Source organism: Pseudomonas sp. 05T35, from assembly GCF_056396605.1.
The window spans coordinates 1-21341 of record NZ_JBFTLU010000006.1; the positions used below are offsets into that span (position 1 = coordinate 1).

Sequence of the window (21341 nt, forward strand, 5' to 3'; positions counted from 1 at the left end):
GTGCGGAGCATCGTGCCCCGGACCTGAGCATCACCGACTACGACCGCAAGATCGTCTATGCGCGGATCGGTGAGCAATTGCGGGTGGCGGCGATGGTCGACATCGTTGGCTTCGATCCGGCGCCGGATCCCAAGCGCCTGGCACTGATCAAGCGCCAGGCTTGCGACACGTTTCCGAATGCCGGCACCTACGACGCGGCTGTCGAATGGGCTGGTATGCGCCCGGCTACTCCCAGCGGCGTGCCGCTGTTGGGGGCGACGGCTTACCGCAACCTGTGGCTCAACCTCGGCCATGGCGCGTTGGGTTTCACCCTGGCGTGCGGCAGTGCCCGGGTGCTCAGCGAACTGATCGGCCAACGCAACCCTTCCATCGACCTGCAGGGTTTTACGCATCGTGCTGCCTGACCTCTCATCCATGCAAAGGAACGTTTCATGACCATCACTCGTATCAACAGCAACAGTCGTTTATCCGGCGCCGTGACCTTTGGCGAGTTGGTGTTTCTCTCCGGTCAGGTGCCGGGCGACAGCACCGATGTCTCAGGGCAGACCCGCGAGGTGCTGGAGAAGATCGACGCGTTGCTGGCCGAGGYGGGCAGCGACAAGGACCATCTGCTGAGCGCGACCATTTACCTGAAGGACATCGGGCAGGATTTTGCGGCGATGAATGACGTCTGGTCGGCCTGGCTGTCGCCGGGACACGCACCGAGTCGCACCACCTTGCAGGCTGAACTCGCACGCCCGCAGGTGCTGGTGGAAATTACCGTTATCGCTGCTCGCCGCTAAATAAACACCATCCACAACGGAGAATAACAATGCAAAAAATCACGTTGATCGGCTGCACCCTGGGCCTGCTGCTCGGGACTCAAGTCCAGGCGGCCGAGGCGCCGCTGACCGGCACCTTGAGCAAAATTGCCAGCGCCAACAGCATCACGCTGGGCTACCGCGATGCGTCGGTGCCGTTCTCTTATGTGGGTGATCAGTCGGGCCAGCCCATGGGTTACTCGGTGGACCTGGCGAACAAGATCGTTGAGCGTATCCAGCAGAAACTCGCGTTGCCGCAGCTCAAGGTGAAGTACAACCTCGTGACCTCGCAGACGCGGATCCCGCTGGTGCAGAACGGCACCGTAGACCTTGAATGCGGTTCTACCGGGGTGACCGCCGAGCGGCAAAAACAGGTGGCGTTTTCCTACGGGTTTATTTACGTCAAAGGCCAGTTACTCACGGCCAGCGACAGCGGCATCAAGAGCTTCGCTGACCTGCGCGGCAAGAACGTGGTGACCACCGCCGGCACCACTAACGAGCGCTTTCTCAAAAGCTACAACGCCGACCACAAGATCGACATGTTCGTGATCAGTGCCAAGGATCACGGTGAAGCCTTCCAGATGTTGCAATCGGGCCGGGCAGCGGCGTTTTACATGGACGATGCACTGCTTTACGGCGAGCGCGCCAAGGCCCGTGATCCGCACAAGTGGGTGGTAGTTGGAGAAGAGCAGTCGCGGGAAATCTACAGCTGCATGGTGCGCAAGGATGATCCGCAATTCCTCGTGCTGGTCAACGGAGCCCTGGCGGACCTGTACAGCTCGGGTGAAATCAACGGCATCTACCAACGCTGGTTCGAACAGCCGATCCCGCCCAAAGGGCTGAACCTGGAGTTTCCGATGACCAGCGAGCTGAAAGCCATCATCGCCAAACCGGTAAGTGATCCGGTGGAATAAACGGCAAAAAGATCGCAGGCTTCGCCAGCTCCTACGGGGATCGCGTTCGTCCGTAGGAGCTGCCGCAGGCTGCGATCTTTTCCAATCACCGCAAATCAAAAAAAGTGCGGTTAGAAATCCCCCCACAACTGCTGGGCCACGGCCAATGCCACCACCGGTGCGGTTTCGGTACGCAGCACTCGCGGGCCGAGGCGGGCGGAATGGAAGCCGGCACTTTGAGCCTGATCGACTTCCACGTCCGACAACCCGCCTTCCGGGCCGATCAGGAACGCCAGTGTCGAAGGTTTTGCATGGCTGACCAGCGGCTCGGCCACCGGATGCAGCACCAGCTTCAGTTCGGCCTCGGATTGTTTGAGCCAGTCGGCCAGCAACAGGGGCGGGTGGATCACCGGCACTCGCGAACGACCGCATTGTTCGCACGCGCTGATAGCGACCTGGCGCCAGTGCTGCAAGCGTTTATCGGCGCGTTCGTCCTTGAGCCGGACTTCACAGCGGTCACTGAATATCGGGGTGATTTCAGTGACGCCCAGTTCAGTGGCTTTCTGAATCGCCCAGTCCATCCGCTCGCCCCGGGACAAGCCCTGGCCCAGATGAATCTGCAACGGCGACTCGATTTGCCCGGCGAAGCTTTCCGTTAACGCCACGCGCACGCGTTTCTTGCCGACCTCCGCCAGCGTGCCGCGAAATTCCTGGCCTGAACCGTCGAATACTTGCAGCGCATCGCCCTCGGCCATGCGCAGCACGCGACTGATGTAGTGCGCCTGGGCCTCAGGCAATTCATGCTCGCCGAGGCTCAAGGGGGCGTCGATGAAGAAGCGGGACAGTCTCATTCTGGGTCTCTGAAAAGGGTGCTGGTGATCCGAGTCGGTGTCGACATCTTTGCGGGCGGCCCGCCTGTGTGGGAGCGAGCCTGCTCGCGATAGCATCACAGAGGTCTGGCAGAACGACTTCGGTGTCCGCATCGCGAGCAGACGGAACGCCGCCCGGCTGCTCCCACATTGACCGCATAGTGCGATCCATCAGCCCGGATCGCGGAAGCCCGGGTGGAAGTCCTTCGGTACCGCCACGCTGACCTTGTTGCTGGTGGCGATATCGATCCCTTCGCTGGCAACGGTGGCAAGGAAGTCGATCTGCTCGGGGGTGATCACGTACGGTGGCAGGAAATACACTACGCTGCCCAACGGCCGCAACAGCGCACCACGTTCCAGTGCGTGCTGGAACACCTTCAGCCCGCGGCGTTCCTGCCAGGGATAAGCGGTTTTGCTCGCCTTGTCCTGAACCATCTCGATGGCCAGCACCATGCCGGTCTGACGCACTTCCGAAACATGCGGGTGGTCAGCCAGGTGCGCGGTCGAGCTGGCCATACGCTGGGCGAGGGCCTTGTTGTTCTCGATGACGTTGTCTTCTTCGAAGATATCCAGCGTCGCCAACGCCGCCGCACAGGCCAGCGGATTGCCGGTGTAGCTGTGGGAATGCAGGAAGGCGCGCAGGGTCGGATAGTCGTCGTAGAAAGCGCTGTAGACCTCATCTGTGGTGACGCACGCAGCCAGCGGCAGATAACCACCGGTCAGGGCTTTGGACAGGCACAGGAAGTCCGGACGGATGCCGGCCTGTTCGCAGGCGAACATCGTCCCGGTGCGGCCGAAGCCGACGGCGATTTCATCGTGGATCAGGTGCACGCCGTAACGGTCACAGGCTTCGCGCAGCAGTTTCAGGTACACCGGGTGATACATGCGCATCCCGCCAGCACCCTGGATCAGCGGCTCGACGATTACCGCAGCGACGGTTTCGTGGTTTTCAGCGAGGGTCTGTTCCATCGCGGCGAACATGTTGCGCGAGTGTTCTTCCCAGCTCATGCCTTCGGGACGCAGGTAGCAGTCCGGGCTTGGCACCTTGATGGTGTCCAGCAACAGCGCTTTATAGGTCTCAGTGAACAGCGGCACGTCGCCGACCGACATCGCGGCCATGGTTTCGCCGTGGTAGCTGTTGGTCAGCGTGACGAAGCGCTTCTTGTTCGACTGACCGCGGTTGAGCCAGTAGTGAAAGCTCATCTTCAGCGCCACTTCGATGCAGGRCGAACCGTTATCGGCGTAGAAGCACCGCGTCAGGCCTTCCGGCGTCATCTTCACCAGGCGTTCGGACAACTCGATCACCGGCTGATGGCTGAAACCGGCGAGGATCACGTGTTCCAGTTGATCGACCTGGTCTTTGATCCGCTGGTTGATCCGCGGGTTGGCGTGGCCGAACACGTTGACCCACCAGGAGCTGACCGCGTCGAGGTAGCGTTTGCCTTCGAAGTCTTCGAGCCATACGCCTTCGCCGCGCTTGATCGGGATCAGCGGCAGCTGTTCGTGGTCTTTCATCTGGGTGCAGGGATGCCACAGAACCGCGAGATCGCGCTGCATCCACTGATTATTCAGGCCCATTTTCACTCTCCTCGAGGCGATCCGTGACGTGCGCGGACATGCAATCGCGCAAGCCTATGCAATGCCGGGCGAGCGGACAACCTATTGTGGTGTTTGCGCATGGAAACGGAGTGCGCTACGTGGTTGTATTGACGTGCATATACGCTGACAGGGCACGCTAGAGCGTCTTATGTTGGGAGGTTAATCTTTCCTTAACACAGCTCTTTCAGACTCTTGATCGTATTTCTCGATATTTCAAAGCGAAATTTTCGGCTTTAAATCGATAGATAACTCGATAGTCTTGGTCGCAGTTCTTACAGGATTTGGGCAATGCAGCTACGTAACTCTTCCTCCCGCTACGGCTGGGTCAGCATCCTCCTGCACTGGGGCGTGGCGCTGGCAGTCTTCGGTCTGTTTGCTCTGGGCTTGTGGATGGTCGGTCTCGACTACTACAGCAGCTGGCGCAAAGAAGCGCCGGACTTGCACAAAAGCATCGGCTTGACGCTGTTCGCGTTCTTTTTGTTGCGGGTGTTGTGGCGCTTTATCAGCCCACCGCCGCCGACGCTGCAAAGCTATAGCCGCATGACGCGCCTCGGCGCCAAGCTCGGCCACTCCTTCCTCTATCTCAGCCTGTTCGCGGTGATGATTGCCGGTTACCTGATTTCCACCGCAGACGGTGTCGGGATTCCGGTGTTTGGTCTGTTTGAAATTCCTGCGCTGATTTCCGGTCTACCGGACCAGGCAGACACCGCCGGTGCGATTCATCTGTATCTGGCCTGGGCGCTGGTAGTTTTTTCCGGTCTCCATGCGTTGGCAGCACTGAAGCACCACTTTATCGACCGTGATGCGACCCTGGCGCGAATGCTGGGACGCAAAGCCTGATGTTCAACCTCGACTCCAAGGAATAGAAAGCATGTTGAAAAAGACTCTCGCCGCTCTGGCAATCGGTACCGCGCTGTTGTCGGCAGGGCAAGCGATGGCCGCAGAATACAAGATCGATAAAGAAGGCAATCACGCCTTCATCGACTTCAAGATCAGCCACCTGGGTTACAGCTTCATCAGCGGTACTTTCAAGGACTGGGACGGTAAGTTCAGCTTCGACGCCAAGGCTCCGGAAGCCAGCAAAATCGATGTTGTCCTGAAAACCGCCAGCGTTGATACCAATCACGCTGAACGTGACAAGCACATCCGTACCCCGGACTTCCTGGACGCAGCGAAATTCCCTGAAGCCAAGTTCGTTTCCACCAGTGTCAAATCCACTGGCGAAAAAACCGCTGACGTGACCGGCGACCTGACCCTGCACGGCGTGACCAAGCCAGTCGTGATCAAGGCAACCTTCAACGGCGAAGGCAAGGACCCATGGGGTGGCTACCGTGCCGGTTTCAACGGCACGACTACCCTGCAGTTGAGCGAGTTCGGCATCAAAGGCCCAGGTCCTACCTCCCAAACCCTGGACCTGGACATCTCGTTTGAAGGTGTTCAAGCGAAATAACTTTCGCTGCTGACACAAAAACGCCCCCGATCTTGCGATCGGGGGCGTTTTTGTTAGCGGGAGAAATCAGCGGTTGCGGGTCAGCAAAGCCGGTTTCTCGCCACGTGGACGGCTTGGCAGTTGATCGAGCTGCTCAGGTGTCGGGAAGCGATCGGCCTTTGACTCCTTGTGCATGATCTTCGGCTGGGTACCGCGCGGGTTCTGCACTGCAGGTTCCTGACGCGGCTGGTCGTCACGGGCCGGGCGGCGGTTGCGCGACTCTTCGCGACGGGCCTGGCCGTCACGTGGAGYGCCGTTGCGTGGACCGCTGCGTTTGGCAGGCGGGGTGCCAGTGCTGGCGCCGCTGCTGTTACGCGGACCGTTCTGGCGACCTTGTGGCTGGCCGGTGCGTGGAGCACCTGCACCAGCGCCTTGCGCCGGAGCACCCGGACGGCGGCCACGACCTTGAGGGGCCTTTTGCTGCGGAACGTAGTCGACGCGGTTACCGAAGTTATCGATATCGTCGTCGAGGAACTCGTCCGGTGCACGGTCAGCGGCGGCGCGAGGTGCCGGACGCTGCTGTTCGCGGGCCGGGGTGCCTTCACGCGGCTTTTGAGCCGGGCGTTCGCCACGGCTGGCAGCCGGTTTTTCCTTGCCGCCCTTGTCCTTGCCTTTGTCCTTACGACCGCCGCCACCGCCGCTGCCGTTTGGACCGTCGCCGCGTGGGCCACGTGGATTGCGTGGGTTACGCACATCCGGACGCTCGCGAACTTCTGGTTTCTCGGCTTCTACAGCGCTGGAATCAAAGCCCATCAGGTCGCCATCGGCGATTTTCTGCTTGGTCATGCGCTCGATGCTTTTCAGCAGTTTTTCTTCATCCGGGGCAACCAGCGAGATCGCCTCACCCGAACGACCGGCACGGCCGGTACGGCCGATACGGTGCACATAGTCTTCGTCGACGTTTGGCAGTTCGAAGTTGACCACGTGTGGCAGTTGGTCGATATCCAGGCCGCGAGCAGCGATATCGGTGGCTACCAGGATACGCACTTCGCCGGCCTTGAAGTCGGCCAGGGCTTTGGTGCGGGCGTTCTGGCTCTTGTTGCCGTGGATCGCGACAGCGCTCAGGCCGTGTTTGTCCAGGTACTCGGCCAGGCGGTTGGCGCCGTGCTTGGTACGGGTGAACACCAGAACCTGTTCCCAGGCGCCGGCAGTAATCAGGTGTGCCAGCAGCGAGCGCTTGTGGCTGGCGGCCAGACGGAACACCCGTTGCTCGATGCGCTCGACCGTGGTGTTCGGTGGCGTGACTTCGATGCGTTCCGGGTTATGCAGCAACTTGCCGGCAAGGTCAGTGATGTCCTTGGAGAAGGTTGCCGAGAACAGCAGGTTCTGACGTTTGGCCGGCAGGCGGGCGAGGACTTTTTTCACGTCATGGACGAAGCCCATGTCGAGCATCCGGTCCGCTTCGTCCAGTACCAGGATTTCCACGTGGGACAGGTCGACACTGCCTTGGCCTGCCAGGTCGAGCAAACGGCCCGGGCAAGCCACCAGCACATCAACGCCACGGGACATGGCCTGAACCTGTGGGTTCATGCCAACGCCGCCGAAAATGCAGGCACTGACGAATTTCAGGTCACGGGCGTAGACCTTGAAGCTCTCGTGCACCTGCGCGGCCAGTTCGCGAGTCGGGGTCAGGACCAGGACGCGTGGTTGGCGCGGGCCATGACGCTGGGATTTGTCCGGGTGACCGTTGGGGAACAAACGCTCCAGAATCGGCAAAGCGAAACCGCCGGTTTTACCCGTACCTGTCTGCGCCGCAACCATCAAGTCGCGACCTTGCAACACGGCGGGAATGGCCCGCTGTTGCACCGGGGTAGGCTGGGTGTAGCCCGCTGCCTCGATGGCGCGGACTAAAGCCTCGGAGAGACCGAGGGAAGCAAAGGACATGAGTAATCCTGTTTTAGTTAGGGCTTGGCCCAATGGGATAGTCTTGCCTGGCGCGAATGGCGTTTATGGAGAAGCGCAATCGCGTCCGGTCCTGCTGGGGCTTGAAGGCTCATCTTCGAGTACTCGCGCGGGCTGAAAAGCTGCGCTGTAGCAGTGTCGGGATGCCTTAAACAAGACCGAGCGTCCGGGCGTAAGCCTGGCGGGAAGGCCGGAGTATAACAGAGCAATCACGGAGCGCTGCTTTCCTGCTGCTCAACGGTTTTCCCGTTGTTGGCTTGCGGCGTGATCTGTATAGCGTCAGGTACCGGGCCGGCGCCATAACGCGCACTCAATTGAGCGTAGGCCGGTTCGCGTTTGAATCGCTTGAGCTCGGCGCCGAAACGCTGCACCAGCAGGTCCATGCCGGCATTGCGGCGCAGGGCCAGGAACTGGCTTTGGTGACTGATGACCGTGGGGCTTTCGCTGATCTGGTCGCGCAGTTTCAAAGTTTCGAGCAGGGTTTGGCCAACCCGATGGTCGGTGATCAGCAAGTCGATGCGGCCGCGTTGCAGCTTGCCAAAGTTGGCTTCATGGGTCGGCGCAGGCTCGCGGGTGAACAGGGTCGATTCCCTGAAGTCCTGGCTGTACAGGTAGCCGGGCGAAGTGCCGATGGTCAGGCCGCGCAGGTCTTCAAGGGTGCGGAAGGGGTGAGGGCGATCATTGGCATAGAACAGCACGAACTCGACTTCCGAGAGCGGTTCGCTGGGATAGAGCAGGGTGGCGTCGCGTTCGCTGCTGTGGAAGATATCCAGCGCGCCGTCGGCCAACCCTTGATCAAGCATGGCCAGGCAGCGTTTCCATGGCAGGAACTGCCACTCCACCTCAATCCCCAGGCGCTGGAAGACGATCGCGGTGGTTTCGTAGTCCAGCCCGAGGGCCTGGCCGTTTTCCTCGTAGACGTAGGGCGCCCAAGGCTCGGTGACAATGCGCAGTTTCTCGCCCCGAGCGGTAAAGCTCAGGCAAGCAAAAAGCACGGCTGTCAGCAATTGKGCAATGACGGGCATCGCTGGAGATTACGACGAGAGCCRGTGAAATAGCTAGAGGGCGGTCTAGCCCGAGGGTTAGTCGCCCTTTGTCTGAACCAGGTGCAAGTAGATGGCCTTGCGGCGTTCACCCAGTACCAGGCGAATCATCGGGTGGTTGAACCAGTGCTCGAGTTGGTGGTTTTCAAGGGGGTTGTCGAGGCGCCGCTCGACGTTGTCACGAGCCTTTTCCCACCAGACCGGCGTGCAGGCCTGATCGAACGGGTTGGTGTGCTGGTAGCAGCCATAGAGGATTTCACGCATGAACTGGCGCTGATGCCTGGGTAGCGCCAGGGTCACGATTTTATAGGCCAGACGTTGGAGCGTCGGTGGTCGCGGCAGTGTCGCGGTCACCAGGCGGGTTTCATCCAGCGCGAAGGTGCTGATCGGGTCGGCACCATGCTTGTCCAGCCATGCTTTGATCTTGGCGCGAAACAGCTGCTTGCGGCTCCAGTAATGATGGATCAGGTCCGGACACTCGCGCACCTGCGTTGTGCGGTAGGCTGCTACCGACAGGCAGAATTCTTCAAGGGTATAGGCGCCTTGCGCCAGAGGGTACAGCTCATCCATCAAGGCGATCGAATGATCGAGAACGCCGGCATCGACGCGATCAAGGCCGATGACTCCCGAGTTCAGCAGCGGCATCTGGTCATCTGCCAGCTGTCTTTGCTGCAGTACGCCAGCCAGTGTCCGATACAACCCCGCCTCTTTGTTGCTGCCGTATTGCAATCCAAAGGCATTGCACAGCAGGGTGCCCGGCTCGACGCGACGGAACAGTTCCAGTGGTGAGCAGTGGAAGAATGTATCCGTGTCGATCAGCAGCGCACGCTCGGACTCGCGCAACACCTGCTGCATCACCACGTGCTTGGCGCGAAAGTGATAACCATGCGGGGCGATCCACGCCTGACGGGTGCTTTCATCCAGCTCTCGAACCCGAACCGGCAAGTCGCGGTAAGGCGCCGGGTTGTCGGTGAAAACCTGGATGTCCAAGCTTTCGCCCGGTGTTTCGCGCAACCCTGCCAAGGCACTGGCGATACTGAACACTGCTTCCTGGTGGTAGGTGTTGGCACCGTAAACCAGATAAATCAGTTGAGGGTTTGTGGCTGGGGTAATGGTGGACATCTACTGCGATCATCCCTGGCGAATTGGGAGAATGAAAAAAAAGGCCCTGGGTTTTGCCAGGGCCTTGTTCTGAATGCTACGCCTGTTTCAGCGTGGCAGTTTCAGATTGTTCCAGACGGCCAGGCTAGGTTCGGCCTGGTTCAGGGTATAGAAATGCAGCCCTGGTGCACCGCCTTGCAACAAGCGTTCACACATTTCGGTGATCACCTGCTCGCCGAAACCCTGAATGCTCTGGGTGTCGTCACCGTAGGCCTCCAGCTGTTTGCGGATCCAGCGCGGGATTTCCGCACCGCAGGCGTCGGAGAAGCGTGCCAGCTTGCTGTAGTTGGTGATCGGCATGATGCCCGGAACAACCGGGATGTTCACGCCCATCGCCTGTACACGCTCGACGAAGTAGAAGTAGCTGTCGGCGTTGAAGAAGTACTGGGTAATCGCACTGTTGGCGCCGGCGTTGGCCTTGCGCACGAAGTTGTTGAGATCGTCTTCGAAGTTGCGGGCTTGCGGGTGCATTTCCGGGTAAGCGGCGATTTCGATGTGGAAGTGGTCGCCGGTCTCTTCACGAATGAAGCTCACCAGGTCATTGGCATGGCGCAATTCGCCGCTGGCCATGCCCATGCCTGAAGGCAGGTCACCGCGCAAAGCAACGATCCGCTTGATGCCGGCCGCCTTGTATTGAGCCAGCAGGCCGCGCAAGTCAGCCTTGCTGTCGCCAACGCAAGACAAATGCGGTGCAGCAGGGACTTTGACTTCGCTTTCGAGCTGCAACACGGTATTGAGGGTGCGATCACGAGTCGAACCACCAGCGCCATAGGTGCAGGAGAAGAAATCGGGGTTGTACGTGGCCAGCTGACGGGCAGTGGCGATGAGCTTTTCATGCCCGGCATCGGTCTTCGTCGGGAAGAACTCGAAGCTGTAGCGGCGGTCTTGGGACATAGGAATACCCTTGCAAACGCATAAGCCTGTGGGGCTTGCACATCCCGTGTGGGAGCGGGCTTGCTCGCGAAAACGGTGGGTCAGTCAACATCAATGTTGAATGATAAATCGCCTTCGCGAGCAAGCCCGCTCCCACAGGGAGAGCAGGCAGCAGGACTGATCAGTAGCGGTAAGCGTGCGGCTTGAACGGGCCTTCGACGGTCACGCCGATGTATTCAGCCTGTTGCTTGGTCAGTTGAGTGACCACGCCACCGAAACCGCGGACCATTTCCAGGGCCACTTCTTCGTCGAGTTTCTTCGGCAGTACTTCAACGGTCAGGCGCTCGGCTTTCTGGGCTGGCGACAGGTCGGCGTACTTCTGGCCGAACAGGAAGATCTGCGCCAGGACCTGGTTGGCGAACGAACCGTCCATGATGCGGCTTGGGTGGCCAGTGGCGTTGCCCAGGTTAACCAGACGGCCTTCGGCCAGCAGGATCAGGTAGTCGTCGTTCTGTGGGTCGAAATCGCCCGCGCCAGTACGGTGAACCTTGTGAACCTGTGGCTTCACTTCTTCCCATGCCCAGTTCTTGCGCATGAAAGCGGTGTCGATTTCGTTGTCGAAGTGACCGATGTTGCAGACAACAGCGCGCTTCTTCAGGGCTTTGAGCATGTTTGCATCGCAAACATTGACGTTACCGGTGGTGGTCACGATCAGGTCGATCTTGCCCAGCAGGGCCTTGTCGATGCTTGCTTCAGTGCCGTTGTTGATACCGTCGATGAACGGCGAAACCAGTTCGAAACCGTCCATGCAGGCTTGCATGGCGCAGATCGGGTCAACTTCGGAGACTTTGACGATCATGCCTTCCTGACGCAGGGACTGGGCCGAGCCCTTGCCCACGTCACCGTAACCGATGACCAGCGCTTGCTTGCCGGACAGCAGGTGGTCGGTACCACGCTTGATCGCGTCGTTCAGGCTGTGACGGCAGCCGTACWKGTTGTCGWWCTTGCTCTTGGTGACCGAGTCGTTGACGTTGATGGCCGGGATTTTCAGCTCGCCCTTGGCCAGCATGTCCAGCAGACGGTGTACGCCGGTGGTGGTTTCTTCGGTGACGCCGTGAACGCGGTCCAGTACTTGTGGGTACTTCTTGTGCAGCAGCTCGGTCAGGTCGCCGCCATCGTCAAGGATCATGTTGGCATCCCAAGGTTGGCCATCCTTGAGGATGGTTTGCTCCAGGCACCACTCGTACTCTTGTTCAGTCTCGCCCTTCCAGGCAAATACCGGGATGCCGGCAGCGGCGATCGAAGCGGCGGCCTGATCCTGCGTCGAGAAAATGTTGCAGGACGACCAGCGTACTTCGGCACCCAGGGCAACCAGGGTTTCGATCAGCACGGCAGTCTGAATGGTCATGTGGATGCAGCCGAGAATCTTCGCGCCCTTGAGCGGTTGCTCAACGGAGTACTTGCGACGCAGACCCATCAGGGCCGGCATTTCCGATTCGGCGATGATGGTTTCGCGACGGCCCCAGGCAGCCAGGGACATGTCGGCAACTTTGTAGTCGTTAAAATCTGCAGGCGTGATAACAGCGCTCATGAAGAGCCTCCATTCGTAATGTATGCGAATGGGCGCCGTTGTGCGTTTAGTGTCCAGCCGATCATGGCCGGGCAACGCCCCATCCGAGCCTGACAGGTTGAACCTGCTGCAGCGCCCCTCGGACAGGTGGCGGGAAAACGGTATCAATCGAAGATGACCGTTTTGAAACGGGGGCGATTATAGCCGTCTGGGCCAGACTTCCAAAGGGTTTCTGTCGGCCAAATGAAGATCGCTAATGGCGGCCATAGTCGAAGCCTCATGGAGCATGACTGCATGGTCTGCCATGATGCGGGCATCAATCGGCAAGACGGTCAGGAGCGAGCATGAATTTCCACACCCGCAAATGGGTAAAACCCGAAGACCTCAACCCCAACGGCACGTTGTTCGGCGGTAGCCTGCTGCGCTGGATCGACGAAGAGGCCGCCATTTACGCGATCGTCCAGTTGGGCAATCAGCGCGTAGTCACCAAGTACATTTCCGAAATCAACTTCGTCAGTGCCTCGCGCCAGGGCGACATCATCGAGCTGGGTATCACGGCCACCGAGTTCGGTCGTACCTCGATCACCCTGACGTGCGAGGTGCGCAACAAGATCACCCGCAAAAGCATCCTGACGGTCGAGAAGATGGTCTTCGTCAACCTGGGCGAAGACGGCTTGCCTACGCCCCATGGCCGGACCGAGATCAAGTACGTCAAGGACCAGTTCCAGGATGACCCCGCCGTCGAATGACCGCGGCCCTTGTGCCGAGGGAGCTTGCTCCCGCTCGGCCGCGAAGCGGTCGCAGATCGATTAATGCGTTGTGTCTGACAAAACTCGATTGCAGGTTTTAGGGCGCGCTGCGCGCCCCAGCGGGAGCAAGCTCCCTCGCCACAAGGGTTTGTATCGTTGCACAGTCCCATCTAAAAACTTAGCCGGGCACGTTGGCTGTCACAGCGCTGCGGCGTTGCAGGTAGATAAAGAACAGTGCCGTCAGCACGGTCAAACCGCTGACCAGTGCGCCGGTCCACGGCAGGTCTGCAAGGTCGGCACCGCTGGCCACCACCAGCCCGCCGATCCATGCACCGGCTGCGTTGCCCAGGTTGAAGGCGCTTTGGTTCAGGGTTGAACCGAGATTTGGCGCTTCAAAGGCCTGGTCGATGATCAGCAGTTGCAGGATCGGGCACAGTGCGAAGGCGAACACACCCCACAGTACCAGGGTGATGGCTGCCGGGATCACCGAGTGGCTGGTCTGGCTGAACGCGGCCAGCACCAGCACCACCGCGAGAGCCATGCCGACCAATGACGGCAGCAAACGGCTGTCGGCCAGACGTCCGCCGAGCATGCTGCCAGCGGTCAAGCCCACACCGAACAACAACAGCATGATGGTTACACCGTGCGGGCTGACGCCGGTGATGTCCTGCAGGATCGGTGCGATGTAGGTGAAGACACTGAACAGRCTGGTCGATGCCAGCACGCTCATGCCCAACGCCAGCAGCACATTGGTTTTGCCCAGCACCTTGAATTCGCTGGCCAGGTTGGCCTTGTTCATGGCGATCTCTTTCGGCAGCCAGACCCATTGGGCGATGGCCGCGATCACGCCGATCACCGACACCGCCCAGAAGGTCGAGCGCCAGCCGGCGTATTGCCCGAGCGCGGTGCCCAGCGGTACGCCGAGTACGTTGGCCAGGGTCAGGCCGGTGAACATCATCGCAATTGCCTGGGCGCGTTTGTTCGGCGCCACTAGACCTGCCGCGACCACCGAGCCGATGCCGAAGAACGCGCCGTGGCACAACGCAGTAATCACCCGCGCGGCCATCAACGTGGCGTAGTTCGGGGCGAGTGCGCAGAGCATGTTGCCAAGGATGAACATCAGCGTCATGCCCAGCAGCGTGGCTTTGCGTGGCATGTTGGCGGTGCCGATCGCGAGGATCGGCGCGCCGAACACCACGCCCAGGGCGTATCCGGTAATCAGCAGGCCGGCCTCGGGGATGCTCACGGCGAGGTCGCGGGCGACATCGGGCAGCAAGCCCATGATGACGAATTCAGTGGTGCCGATGCCGAAGGCGGCAACAGCCAGTGCAAGCAAGGCGAGTGGCATGCGCAAGGTCTCTGTCGGTAGTCTTGACGCTCTGATCAGGCATACGCATGCGAGCTCCCGGTTCCGTGAGAATCGGGTAGCAGCAGAAATTTATTGGAATAAGTATGTGCGCAACTGAGTGCGGCGTGGTCGGTTGCAGTATAAACAGCTGCTGACATATGGCGAATCAATTCGGTTGATGCGGGCAAGGAGAGCAGGGTGCTTGCGACGATTCTGGTGTTGGTGGCGGCGTTGTTGCACGCAGCCTGGAATACCCTGATCAAGTTCAGTGCTGAGCGGTTATTGGTCGTGGCCTGCATGGACAGTGTAGCGATGCTGTTTGTCGCGCTGATGCTGGGTTTCGTCGCGCTGCCGCCGATGGACATCTGGCCGTGGATACTCGCTTCGGCCGCCTTCGAGTTGCTCTATCGCTATCTGCTGATCCAGGCCTATCGGGTCGGCGATCTTGGGCTGGTCTATCCGCTGATGCGCGGTTTGTCGCCGTTGGTGGTTCTGGCGTTGACACTGATTTTTGCTGGCGAAGTGCTGACGACCCAGCAGATCCTCGGCATTTTGCTGATCCMGTTCGGCATGCTGTGCCTGCTTTGGCAGGGCGGTGGCGGGGAGCGTTTGCCGTGGTCGATGTTGCCGGTAGTGGTGCTGATCGGCTTGTGCATCGGCGGCTACACCTTTATCGATGGGCAGGCGTTGCGGCGCTGGTCGCACCCACTCGATTACCTGGTCTGGGTCACGCTGCTCAGTGCCTGGCCGTTTCCGCTGTTGGCACTGGTGCGCAAGCGTCCGGCTTTTATGCTGTTCTGGCGTGAGCAGTGGCGACTGGGCTTGGGTGTCGGGTTCTGCGTGTTGTTCAGCTACGCTTTGGTGCTCTGGGCCATGCAGTTGGGGTCGATTGCCGAAGCGGCGGCGTTGCGCGAGATCAGTGTGATTCTGGTGGTGCTGTTCGGCATGCGTTACCTCAAGGAACCTTTCGGCCGGCCCAGGCTCTTGGCTTGTGGGCTGGTATTGGCCGGCATGCTCGTGATGAAGTTCTGAGCGAGTGTTTACGAAACTCTAAAAAGGAATCTGCAATGAACGTTGCCCTGTGGTGTGTATTGATCGCGATTTTCTTGCCGTACGTTTGCACCGCCATTGCCAAGATCGGCGGCAAGTTCGGGCTTCGGGATAATCATGATCCGCGAGATTTTCTTGAGTCCCTCGAAGGGTTCGCCAGGCGTGCCCACTGGGCCCAGTTGAACAGCTTTGAAGTCACCCCGGCGTTTGCCGCCGCGGTCATCGTCGCGCACCTGGTCGGCAATGCCGAACTGGTGACGATCAACGTGCTGTCGGTGCTGTTCATCACCAGCCGCCTGCTTTACATCATCTGCTACCTGGCAGACTGGGCAATCCTGCGTTCGCTGGTGTGGTTTGTCGGCATGGGGCTGATTGCCGCCTTCTTTTTTGTGTCGATCTGAAGTTCAGTAGCCGGAATTTTCGGTGTTTCGACTGGCCTCTTCGCGAGCAGGCTCGCTCCCACAGGAGAATGCATTCCAATGTGGGAGCCTGCTCGCAATAGCAATAGCCCAGTCGACACAATACCTAGGGGGTAGTCTTTACCGCATCGGTCACCTGCGGCAATTGCGGCAGCGCTGCGCCTTTTGGCCAGAGCATCCAGATTTGCCCTTGCTGTTTCATGTCGCCGGCCAGTTGCCCGGCGGCATCGCCGGTGCCCCAGAACAGGTCGGCGCGAACTTCGCCGGTGATCGCGCCACCGGTGTCCTGTGCGGCGACGGGGCGTACCAGTGCGCTGCCATCAGGGCGGGTCGTGGATAACCACAGCAGACTGCCCAGCGGAATAACCTTGCGATCCACCGCCACGCTGTAACCCGAGGTCAGCGGCACGTTCAGCGAGCCGCGCGGGCCTTCGTTGCTGTCAGGATTGCGGCTGAAGAACACGTAGCTCGGGTTACTGCCGAGCAGTTCAGGGATGCGCGTCGGGTGGGCCTTGGCCCAGGCACTGATGGCGCCCATGGTCACGTCCTCCTTTTTCAGCTCACCCTGATCCACCAGCCAGCGGCCAATTGGGCGGTACGGGTGGCCGTTCTGGTCGGCATAACCGATGCGCAGTTGGCGGCCATCTTCCAGTTGAATGCGGCCGGAGCCCTGGATTTGCAGAAACTGCAGGTCCATCGGGTCGGTCAGCCACGCCAGCACAGGCGCCTTGACCCCTTTGGTTTCAATGGCGGCGGCATCGTCGTAAGGCTTGAGCACCCGGCCTTCAAGGCGACCGCGCAGGCGCTTGCCTTTGAGTTCGGGGTAAATGCTCTCAAGCGAGACGATGATCATGTCGTCCGGTACACCGTAAACCGGCACATTGGCCACCGGGTTCTGCGTCAGGCTGCCCGGATAGACCGGCTCGTAATAGCCGGTGATCAAGCCATTGGCATTGCCGCTGGAGGAACGCAGGCCGTAGACCGCCAGCTGTTCCTTGAGAAATCCACGGATGGCGTCTGCGGTTTGCGGCACGTTGGCGGCTGCTGCGCAGGTCGCGCCCCAGACCGGGTCGGACTTCAGGCGAGTACAGGCGCTGCGCCAGGAACCGAAGCCGGCCAGCAAGTCATTATCAGAGACTGCCGGCAAGGCTTCCCAGGTCGCGCTGGAATAGGTGGCGATGGCATGGGTTTGTGGTTTTGCAGTGTCGCCACTGTTGCAGCCGGCGAGCAGGGCGACCATCGGTACGGTCCAGAGCAACGTGTTGCGCCAGGCCTTGAAACGGCTGTTCATGCGGTATTTCCTGTGCAGGTTGTCCGAGCGCTTCCAGCGTTCAAGCAACCCTTATTGTTAATAGGGCTATTGGTCTTTGCCGACGACGCGAGGATACTGGCCGCCGTTTCCCGTGACCTGAAGCCACCATGACTCTTAAAAGACTTTCTGTTGTATTGCTGGCCTGCCTGACGCTGTCCGCCTGTGGCGGTGTCGATCCGAACTCGCCGCTGGGTCAGCGCAAGGCTATTTTCAAGCAAATGCTCAAGACTGGCGAAGACCTGGGCGGCATGTTGCGGGGACGTATCCCGTTCGATGGCCCGCGTTTTACTGAAGGCGCGGTCAAACTCGACGCCTTGTCCCATGAGCCGTGGAAGCATTTCCCACAGGTTCGTGAGGACAGCAACACCAGCGCCAAAGACGGTGTYTGGCAGCAGCAGGCACGTTTCCAGGAAATGGCCCGCACACTTGAAGCCGCCACCGGTGAATTGGTGATTGCCAGCCAGGTTCAGCCGTACAAGGCCAGTAACCTGGGCCCGGCCGTGCAGAAAGTCGAAGACGCCTGTAGTGCGTGCCATAAACAGTTTCGTGATCACTGATTTCACGGAGTTGTAGATAACCTGTGGCGAGGGAGCTTGCACCCGCTGGGTGGCGAAGCCGCCCCAAAATCGGCTATCGCGATTATCCCGGGAAATCGCGATAGCCGGGCTGCGAACGCTACGCGTCCGAGAGGGGGCAAGCTCCCTCGCCACAAAAGCTGCTGCACTCATCGATCTCGGATTTACTTATCCAGCTCATCCAGCGCTCGCTGCAATTCCTTGCGGGACTCGGCGAGTTTGTCTTTGCGTTTGTTTATTTTCTCGGCGTCGCCCTGTTTCATGGCCTTGTCGAGGTCGGCCTGACGGCGGCTGACTTCGTGCTTGGCGTCGAGCACCTTGTTCTCGCGCTCTTTCTTCAAGGAGGCGTCGTTGCAGTGCTCGGTGGCTTCGCTCAGGGCTTTTTCCAGGCCCGCCTGTTGCCCGGCGTTGGCATGGGCCCTGGCCTGTTCGATCTGGTTGCTGATGGACTGGCGCTTGGCGGCGCAGCCAGTGAGTTGCGGAGTTTCTTCGGCAGCCATCAGCGGTGCCGTCATGACGCCACAAAGGGTCAGCATGACGAGCGGTGAAAGAAATTTCATAAAGGCTCCGTTTAAAAAATCATCAGGTCGGCAGCAGATGGGCTGTTGGAGCGCATCGATACTCATTGGGTTCAAAACTGCCGGCTCTCTGCATAGCTAGAAGCCGTCTATTCCGGCAGCGTGTAATTGTTCGCTCAAGGCCAGCACCTGCGGGTCGCGGAAAAATGCGCTCAACTGCGCCGCGCGCCCCGGGCCGATTCCGGTTTCGGTCTGCCATTGCTCAGTGTCTCGTTGCGCCAGTAAATGCCATGAGTCTGCAAGTCTGGCCTCGCCCGTGGGCGGCAGCCCCAAAGCTTTCAGCCAGCGTGAAAAGGGCTGTTGCCGGGCGCTTTGCAGGCTGTTCAGCAAGCGGACAGTGCTGCGCTCGCCGAAGCCGTCAATGTTAGCAAGCTCTTGGGCGTCGAGGGTCAACCAATCGAGCAAACCCTTGAGGCGTCCGGCGCTGATCAGTTTTTCCCAGGTGCCGGGGCCGATATGGCGCAGCGCGAGGCCTTGCTTGCCACTGAGCCAGATCAGTCGTGCGAGAAACTGGCTTTCGCAGCCCGGTGTCGGTTGCCAACAGCTGAGGTGATGGAAGTCTTCTGCACGCGGTACGCTCACCTCAGGCCGCTCAGTGCTGCGCAACACGACACTGTCGAGTCGTGGGATGGTCAGCCCGGCAAGGCTGATGGCGACCTGATCGCCGGGGCGGATATCCATGGCCTGCCAGCGCTGCAGCGAACTGACGCTGACACGTTTGATCTGTCGGTCATCAAGCATGACCGGAGCGAGTTCGAGCACCGGGGTGATGCGCCCGGTGCGCCCGATCTTGAAGTTGACCTTGCGCACTTCAGCCAACGCCTGGGCGAAAGGGTACTTCCAGGCCACGCTCCAGAACGGTGTTTTCACCTCCCAGCGCTCTGCCGCYGGACGTTGGCTCTGACGCAAGACAATACCGTCGCTGGCAAACGGCAGGGGTGTGCGATACCAGTGATCGCGCCAACGCTCAGCATCGGCAAATGCGCTGACGGGCTGGCTGTAGAACTCACTGTCAGGGAAGCCCAGTGCTTTCAGGGCGACCAGGCGCTCCGGCAAGCTGGCCGGACCTTGCGGCCAGTCCCAGACGAATAGCCCGATCCCGTTGGCGTCCATGGGGCTCAGTTCTTTACGGGCCATCAACCCGGCCACGGTGCTACGGGCGTTCAGGCTGCCGCGTTGGGCTTGCACATGATCCGTCAGGCGCCAATAGAGTTCGCCTTGCAGCAGCAAATCCAGTGGCTGCGGCAGTTGCTGAGGGATCGCGGCGATCTTGCGCGCCGAGGCTGTCCAGTCCTGGCCGTTGATACCGTCTCCGCGACTGATCGCCTGCTGGAACTGACCCTCACGGTAAATCAGCGTGACTGCAACGCCATCGACTTTGGGTTGAGCCCAGATATCGTCGCGTGTCTTGAGCCAGGCTTCGACGGCACGACCGTCGATGAGCTTTTCGAGGCCGGTGTGGGGAATCGGATGGGTCACCGTGCCGCGGGCGGCACGCAACGGATTCTCGGGTGTTGTGGTCCCGCCAAAGCATTCTCGCCAAGCGTTGAGGTGGGCACGGGATTGGTCGTAGATTTCGTCGGCGACCAGTGAATGTCCTTGCCGGTGATAGCTGTCGTCCCAGTGCTCGATTTGCTCTTGCAGTGCGGTGATTTCGGCCTGGGCTCGGCTGGGGAGCCAGTCGGGACAGCTATTGGCGTTGGCGTTCAGGCAGGCAACGATCAACCAGAAACCCATCAACAGGCGAAGCGTGGGCGGCATCATGAGCATCCTTGCTCGAGGGGGATGCCTGAAGGCTAGATCAGCAGGGAGGCTTGCGAGCACAGGTAGTTTTCAGGGTGTGTCCAGGCCGGATCAGCGCCCATGAAAAAGCCCCGCACGGCGAACCGTGCGGGGCTTTTTGTGTCGCCAGGAAGTCTTACAGACCAGCCGCAGAGCGCAAGGCGTCAGCGCGGTCGGTTTTTTCCCAGGTGAAGGTGGTGAACGTGTCGTCACCCACAGTCTTGGTTTCCGGGGTGCGACCGAAGTGGCCGTACGCAGCGGTGTCCTGGTACATCGGGTGCAGCAGGTCGAGCATGGTGGTGATTGCGTATGGACGCAGGTCGAACACTTCGCGGACCAGTTTGACGATCTTGTCGTCGCTGATCTTGCCGGTGCCGAAGGTGTTCAACGAAATCGAAGTCGGCTGAGCGACGCCGATGGCGTAGGAAACCTGAATCTCGCAACGCTCGGCCAGGCCGGCAGCCACGATGTTCTTGGCCACATAACGACCGGCGTAGGCAGCCGAACGGTCAACCTTCGATGGATCTTTACCGGAGAACGCGCCGCCGCCGTGACGGGCCATGCCGCCGTAGCTGTCAACGATGATCTTGCGACCGGTCAGGCCGCAGTCGCCCACGGGGCCACCGATAATGAACTGGCCAGTCGGGTTGATGTGGAACTGGGTGTCCTTGGACAGCAGCTCGGCAGGCAGCACGTGCTTGACGATCAGTTCCATTACGCCTTCGCGCAGGTCTTTGTAGGATACTTCCGGGTTGTGCTGGGTCGACAGTACAACGGCGTCGATACCGACAACCTTGCCGTTTTCGTAGCGGCAGGTCACTTGCGACTTGGCGTCTGGACGCAGCCAAGGCAGCAGGCCGGACTTGCGGGCTTCGGCCTGGCGCTGAACCAGTTGGTGCGAGAAGGTGATCGGTGCTGGCATCAGCACGTCGGTTTCGTTGCTGGCGTAGCCGAACATCAGGCCCTGGTCGCCGGCGCCCTGGTCTTCAGGCTTGGCACGATCAACGCCCTGGTTGATGTCGGGGGATTGCTTGCCGATGATGTTCATCACGCCGCAGGTCGCGCCGTCGAAGCCGACATTCGAGCTGTTATAGCCGATGTCGAGGATCACGTTACGGACGATGTCTTCCAGATCGACCCAGGCCGAGGTGGTGACTTCGCCAGCGATGATCGCCACGCCCGTTTTCACCAGAGTCTCGCACGCCACACGGGCGAACTTGTCTTCAGCAATGATGGCGTCCAGCACCGCATCAGAAATCTGKTCGGCGATTTTGTCCGGATGCCCTTCAGACACGGACTCGGAGGTGAAGAGGGAGTATTCGCTCATCT

At 60.1% G+C, this 21341-nt stretch carries 21 protein-coding genes and 1 riboswitch; of the genes, 9 read left to right on the forward strand and 12 right to left on the reverse strand.

Going from position 1 to position 21341, the window contains the following annotated elements:
• The 3 genes from AC1DH9_RS00905 to AC1DH9_RS00915 all read left to right on the forward strand — a co-directional run.
• The coding region (locus tag AC1DH9_RS00905) for an FAD-dependent oxidoreductase (RefSeq protein WP_477807663.1) at positions 1–404 on the forward strand (404 nt) is incomplete at its 5' end.
• Positions 405–431: 27 nt separating this feature from the next.
• Entirely contained in the window at positions 432–782 is a 351-nt protein-coding gene (locus tag AC1DH9_RS00910; RefSeq protein ID WP_477807664.1) for a RidA family protein, read from the forward strand.
• A gap of 29 nt (positions 783–811) precedes the next feature.
• Positions 812–1714 carry a transporter substrate-binding domain-containing protein gene (locus AC1DH9_RS00915; protein WP_477806076.1) on the forward strand — a complete coding sequence of 301 codons (903 nt, stop codon included), beginning with the start codon at positions 812–814 and terminating at the stop codon, positions 1712–1714.
• 110 nt (positions 1715–1824) lie between these two features.
• Here AC1DH9_RS00915 and AC1DH9_RS00920 read toward each other — a convergent pair whose 3' ends face one another.
• Together AC1DH9_RS00920 and AC1DH9_RS00925 are read right to left on the reverse strand one after the other, a co-directional pair.
• Entirely contained in the window at positions 1825–2544 is a 720-nt protein-coding gene (locus tag AC1DH9_RS00920; protein ID WP_054594441.1) for a 16S rRNA (uracil(1498)-N(3))-methyltransferase, read from the reverse strand.
• 189 nt (positions 2545–2733) lie between these two features.
• The gene (locus tag AC1DH9_RS00925; RefSeq protein WP_477807665.1) at positions 2734–4140 is read right to left on the reverse strand and encodes an adenosylmethionine--8-amino-7-oxononanoate transaminase; all 1407 of its coding nucleotides are present in this window, start codon (positions 4138–4140) and stop codon (positions 2734–2736) included.
• Between the two features lie 309 nt (positions 4141–4449).
• Here AC1DH9_RS00925 and AC1DH9_RS00930 point away from each other — a divergent pair, with 309 nt between their 5' ends.
• Entirely contained in the window at positions 4450–5001 is a 552-nt protein-coding gene (locus AC1DH9_RS00930) for a cytochrome b (RefSeq protein ID WP_427543847.1), read from the forward strand.
• A 31-nt stretch (positions 5002–5032) separates the two neighbouring features.
• On the forward strand, positions 5033–5611 hold the full coding sequence (locus tag AC1DH9_RS00935; RefSeq protein ID WP_427543844.1) for a YceI family protein: 579 nt from the start codon (positions 5033–5035) through the stop codon (positions 5609–5611).
• A gap of 66 nt (positions 5612–5677) precedes the next feature.
• Here AC1DH9_RS00935 and AC1DH9_RS00940 read toward each other — a convergent pair whose 3' ends face one another.
• The 5 genes from AC1DH9_RS00940 to ahcY form a co-directional block, all read right to left on the reverse strand.
• On the reverse strand, positions 5678–7534 hold the full coding sequence (locus AC1DH9_RS00940; protein WP_477807666.1) for a DEAD/DEAH box helicase: 1857 nt from the start codon (positions 7532–7534) through the stop codon (positions 5678–5680).
• Between the two features lie 227 nt (positions 7535–7761).
• Positions 7762–8577: a substrate-binding periplasmic protein gene (locus AC1DH9_RS00945; protein WP_427543838.1), complete on the reverse strand. Its 816-nt coding sequence runs from the start codon at positions 8575–8577 to the stop codon at positions 7762–7764.
• Positions 8578–8634: 57 nt separating this feature from the next.
• On the reverse strand, positions 8635–9717 hold the full coding sequence (locus AC1DH9_RS00950) for a hypothetical protein (RefSeq protein WP_216744046.1): 1083 nt from the start codon (positions 9715–9717) through the stop codon (positions 8635–8637).
• Between the two features lie 87 nt (positions 9718–9804).
• Positions 9805–10650 carry a methylenetetrahydrofolate reductase [NAD(P)H] gene (gene metF, locus AC1DH9_RS00955; protein ID WP_427543835.1) on the reverse strand — a complete coding sequence of 282 codons (846 nt, stop codon included), beginning with the start codon at positions 10648–10650 and terminating at the stop codon, positions 9805–9807.
• A gap of 160 nt (positions 10651–10810) precedes the next feature.
• Positions 10811–12220 (reverse strand): adenosylhomocysteinase, encoded by a 1410-nt coding sequence (gene ahcY / locus AC1DH9_RS00960; RefSeq protein ID WP_477807667.1) that lies wholly within the window; start codon positions 12218–12220, stop codon positions 10811–10813.
• Positions 12221–12243: 23 nt separating this feature from the next.
• A riboswitch (S-adenosyl-L-homocysteine riboswitch) is annotated at positions 12244–12346 on the reverse strand.
• Positions 12347–12543: 197 nt separating this feature from the next.
• On the opposite strand from ahcY, the gene AC1DH9_RS00965 reads away from it, so the two are divergent.
• Entirely contained in the window at positions 12544–12948 is a 405-nt protein-coding gene (locus AC1DH9_RS00965) for an acyl-CoA thioesterase (RefSeq protein WP_103316724.1), read from the forward strand.
• Between the two features lie 178 nt (positions 12949–13126).
• Here AC1DH9_RS00965 and AC1DH9_RS00970 read toward each other — a convergent pair whose 3' ends face one another.
• Positions 13127–14296, reverse strand: coding sequence for an MFS transporter (locus AC1DH9_RS00970; protein ID WP_427547178.1), 1170 nt, complete (start codon positions 14294–14296; stop codon positions 13127–13129).
• Between the two features lie 198 nt (positions 14297–14494).
• Here AC1DH9_RS00970 and AC1DH9_RS00975 point away from each other — a divergent pair, with 198 nt between their 5' ends.
• Positions 14495–15328, forward strand: a complete 834-nt coding sequence (locus AC1DH9_RS00975; protein WP_477807668.1) for an EamA family transporter — start codon at positions 14495–14497, stop codon at positions 15326–15328.
• 35 nt (positions 15329–15363) lie between these two features.
• A complete protein-coding gene (locus AC1DH9_RS00980) occupies positions 15364–15747 on the forward strand; it encodes an MAPEG family protein (protein WP_145014392.1) in 384 nt (127 codons plus the stop codon).
• A gap of 124 nt (positions 15748–15871) precedes the next feature.
• Here the strand turns inward: AC1DH9_RS00980 and mltA are convergent, their stop codons facing one another.
• Positions 15872–17056: a murein transglycosylase A gene (gene mltA / locus AC1DH9_RS00985; protein WP_427547175.1), complete on the reverse strand. Its 1185-nt coding sequence runs from the start codon at positions 17054–17056 to the stop codon at positions 15872–15874.
• A 128-nt stretch (positions 17057–17184) separates the two neighbouring features.
• Here mltA and AC1DH9_RS00990 point away from each other — a divergent pair, with 128 nt between their 5' ends.
• Positions 17185–17634, forward strand: coding sequence for a c-type cytochrome (locus AC1DH9_RS00990; RefSeq protein WP_427547172.1), 450 nt, complete (start codon positions 17185–17187; stop codon positions 17632–17634).
• Between the two features lie 182 nt (positions 17635–17816).
• Here the strand turns inward: AC1DH9_RS00990 and AC1DH9_RS00995 are convergent, their stop codons facing one another.
• From AC1DH9_RS00995 to metK, 3 genes are all read right to left on the reverse strand, one after another.
• On the reverse strand, positions 17817–18212 hold the full coding sequence (locus tag AC1DH9_RS00995) for a DUF1090 domain-containing protein (RefSeq protein WP_427547169.1): 396 nt from the start codon (positions 18210–18212) through the stop codon (positions 17817–17819).
• Positions 18213–18308: 96 nt separating this feature from the next.
• Complete coding sequence (gene ligB / locus AC1DH9_RS01000) at positions 18309–19991, reverse strand: NAD-dependent DNA ligase LigB (protein WP_427547166.1); 1683 nt, start codon at positions 19989–19991, stop codon at positions 18309–18311.
• Positions 19992–20148: 157 nt separating this feature from the next.
• A complete protein-coding gene (gene metK / locus AC1DH9_RS01005) occupies positions 20149–21339 on the reverse strand; it encodes a methionine adenosyltransferase (protein WP_477807669.1) in 1191 nt (396 codons plus the stop codon).
• Between the last annotated feature and the right edge of the window lie 2 nt (positions 21340–21341).

Coding starts and splice junctions, on each gene's coding strand:
- AC1DH9_RS00950 (WP_216744046.1), bottom strand. CDS start 9,717: ATGTCCACCATTACCCCAGCCACAAACCCTCAACTGATTTATCTGGTT.
- AC1DH9_RS00995 (WP_427547169.1), bottom strand. CDS start 18,212: ATGAAATTTCTTTCACCGCTCGTCATGCTGACCCTTTGTGGCGTCATG.
- AC1DH9_RS00930 (WP_427543847.1), top strand. CDS start 4,450: ATGCAGCTACGTAACTCTTCCTCCCGCTACGGCTGGGTCAGCATCCTC.
- AC1DH9_RS00980 (WP_145014392.1), top strand. CDS start 15,364: ATGAACGTTGCCCTGTGGTGTGTATTGATCGCGATTTTCTTGCCGTAC.
- mltA (WP_427547175.1), bottom strand. CDS start 17,056: ATGAACAGCCGTTTCAAGGCCTGGCGCAACACGTTGCTCTGGACCGTA.
- AC1DH9_RS00915 (WP_477806076.1), top strand. CDS start 812: ATGCAAAAAATCACGTTGATCGGCTGCACCCTGGGCCTGCTGCTCGGG.
- metF (WP_427543835.1), bottom strand. CDS start 10,650: ATGTCCCAAGACCGCCGCTACAGCTTCGAGTTCTTCCCGACGAAGACC.
- AC1DH9_RS00920 (WP_054594441.1), bottom strand. CDS start 2,544: ATGAGACTGTCCCGCTTCTTCATCGACGCCCCCTTGAGCCTCGGCGAG.
- AC1DH9_RS00965 (WP_103316724.1), top strand. CDS start 12,544: ATGAATTTCCACACCCGCAAATGGGTAAAACCCGAAGACCTCAACCCC.
- AC1DH9_RS00935 (WP_427543844.1), top strand. CDS start 5,033: ATGTTGAAAAAGACTCTCGCCGCTCTGGCAATCGGTACCGCGCTGTTG.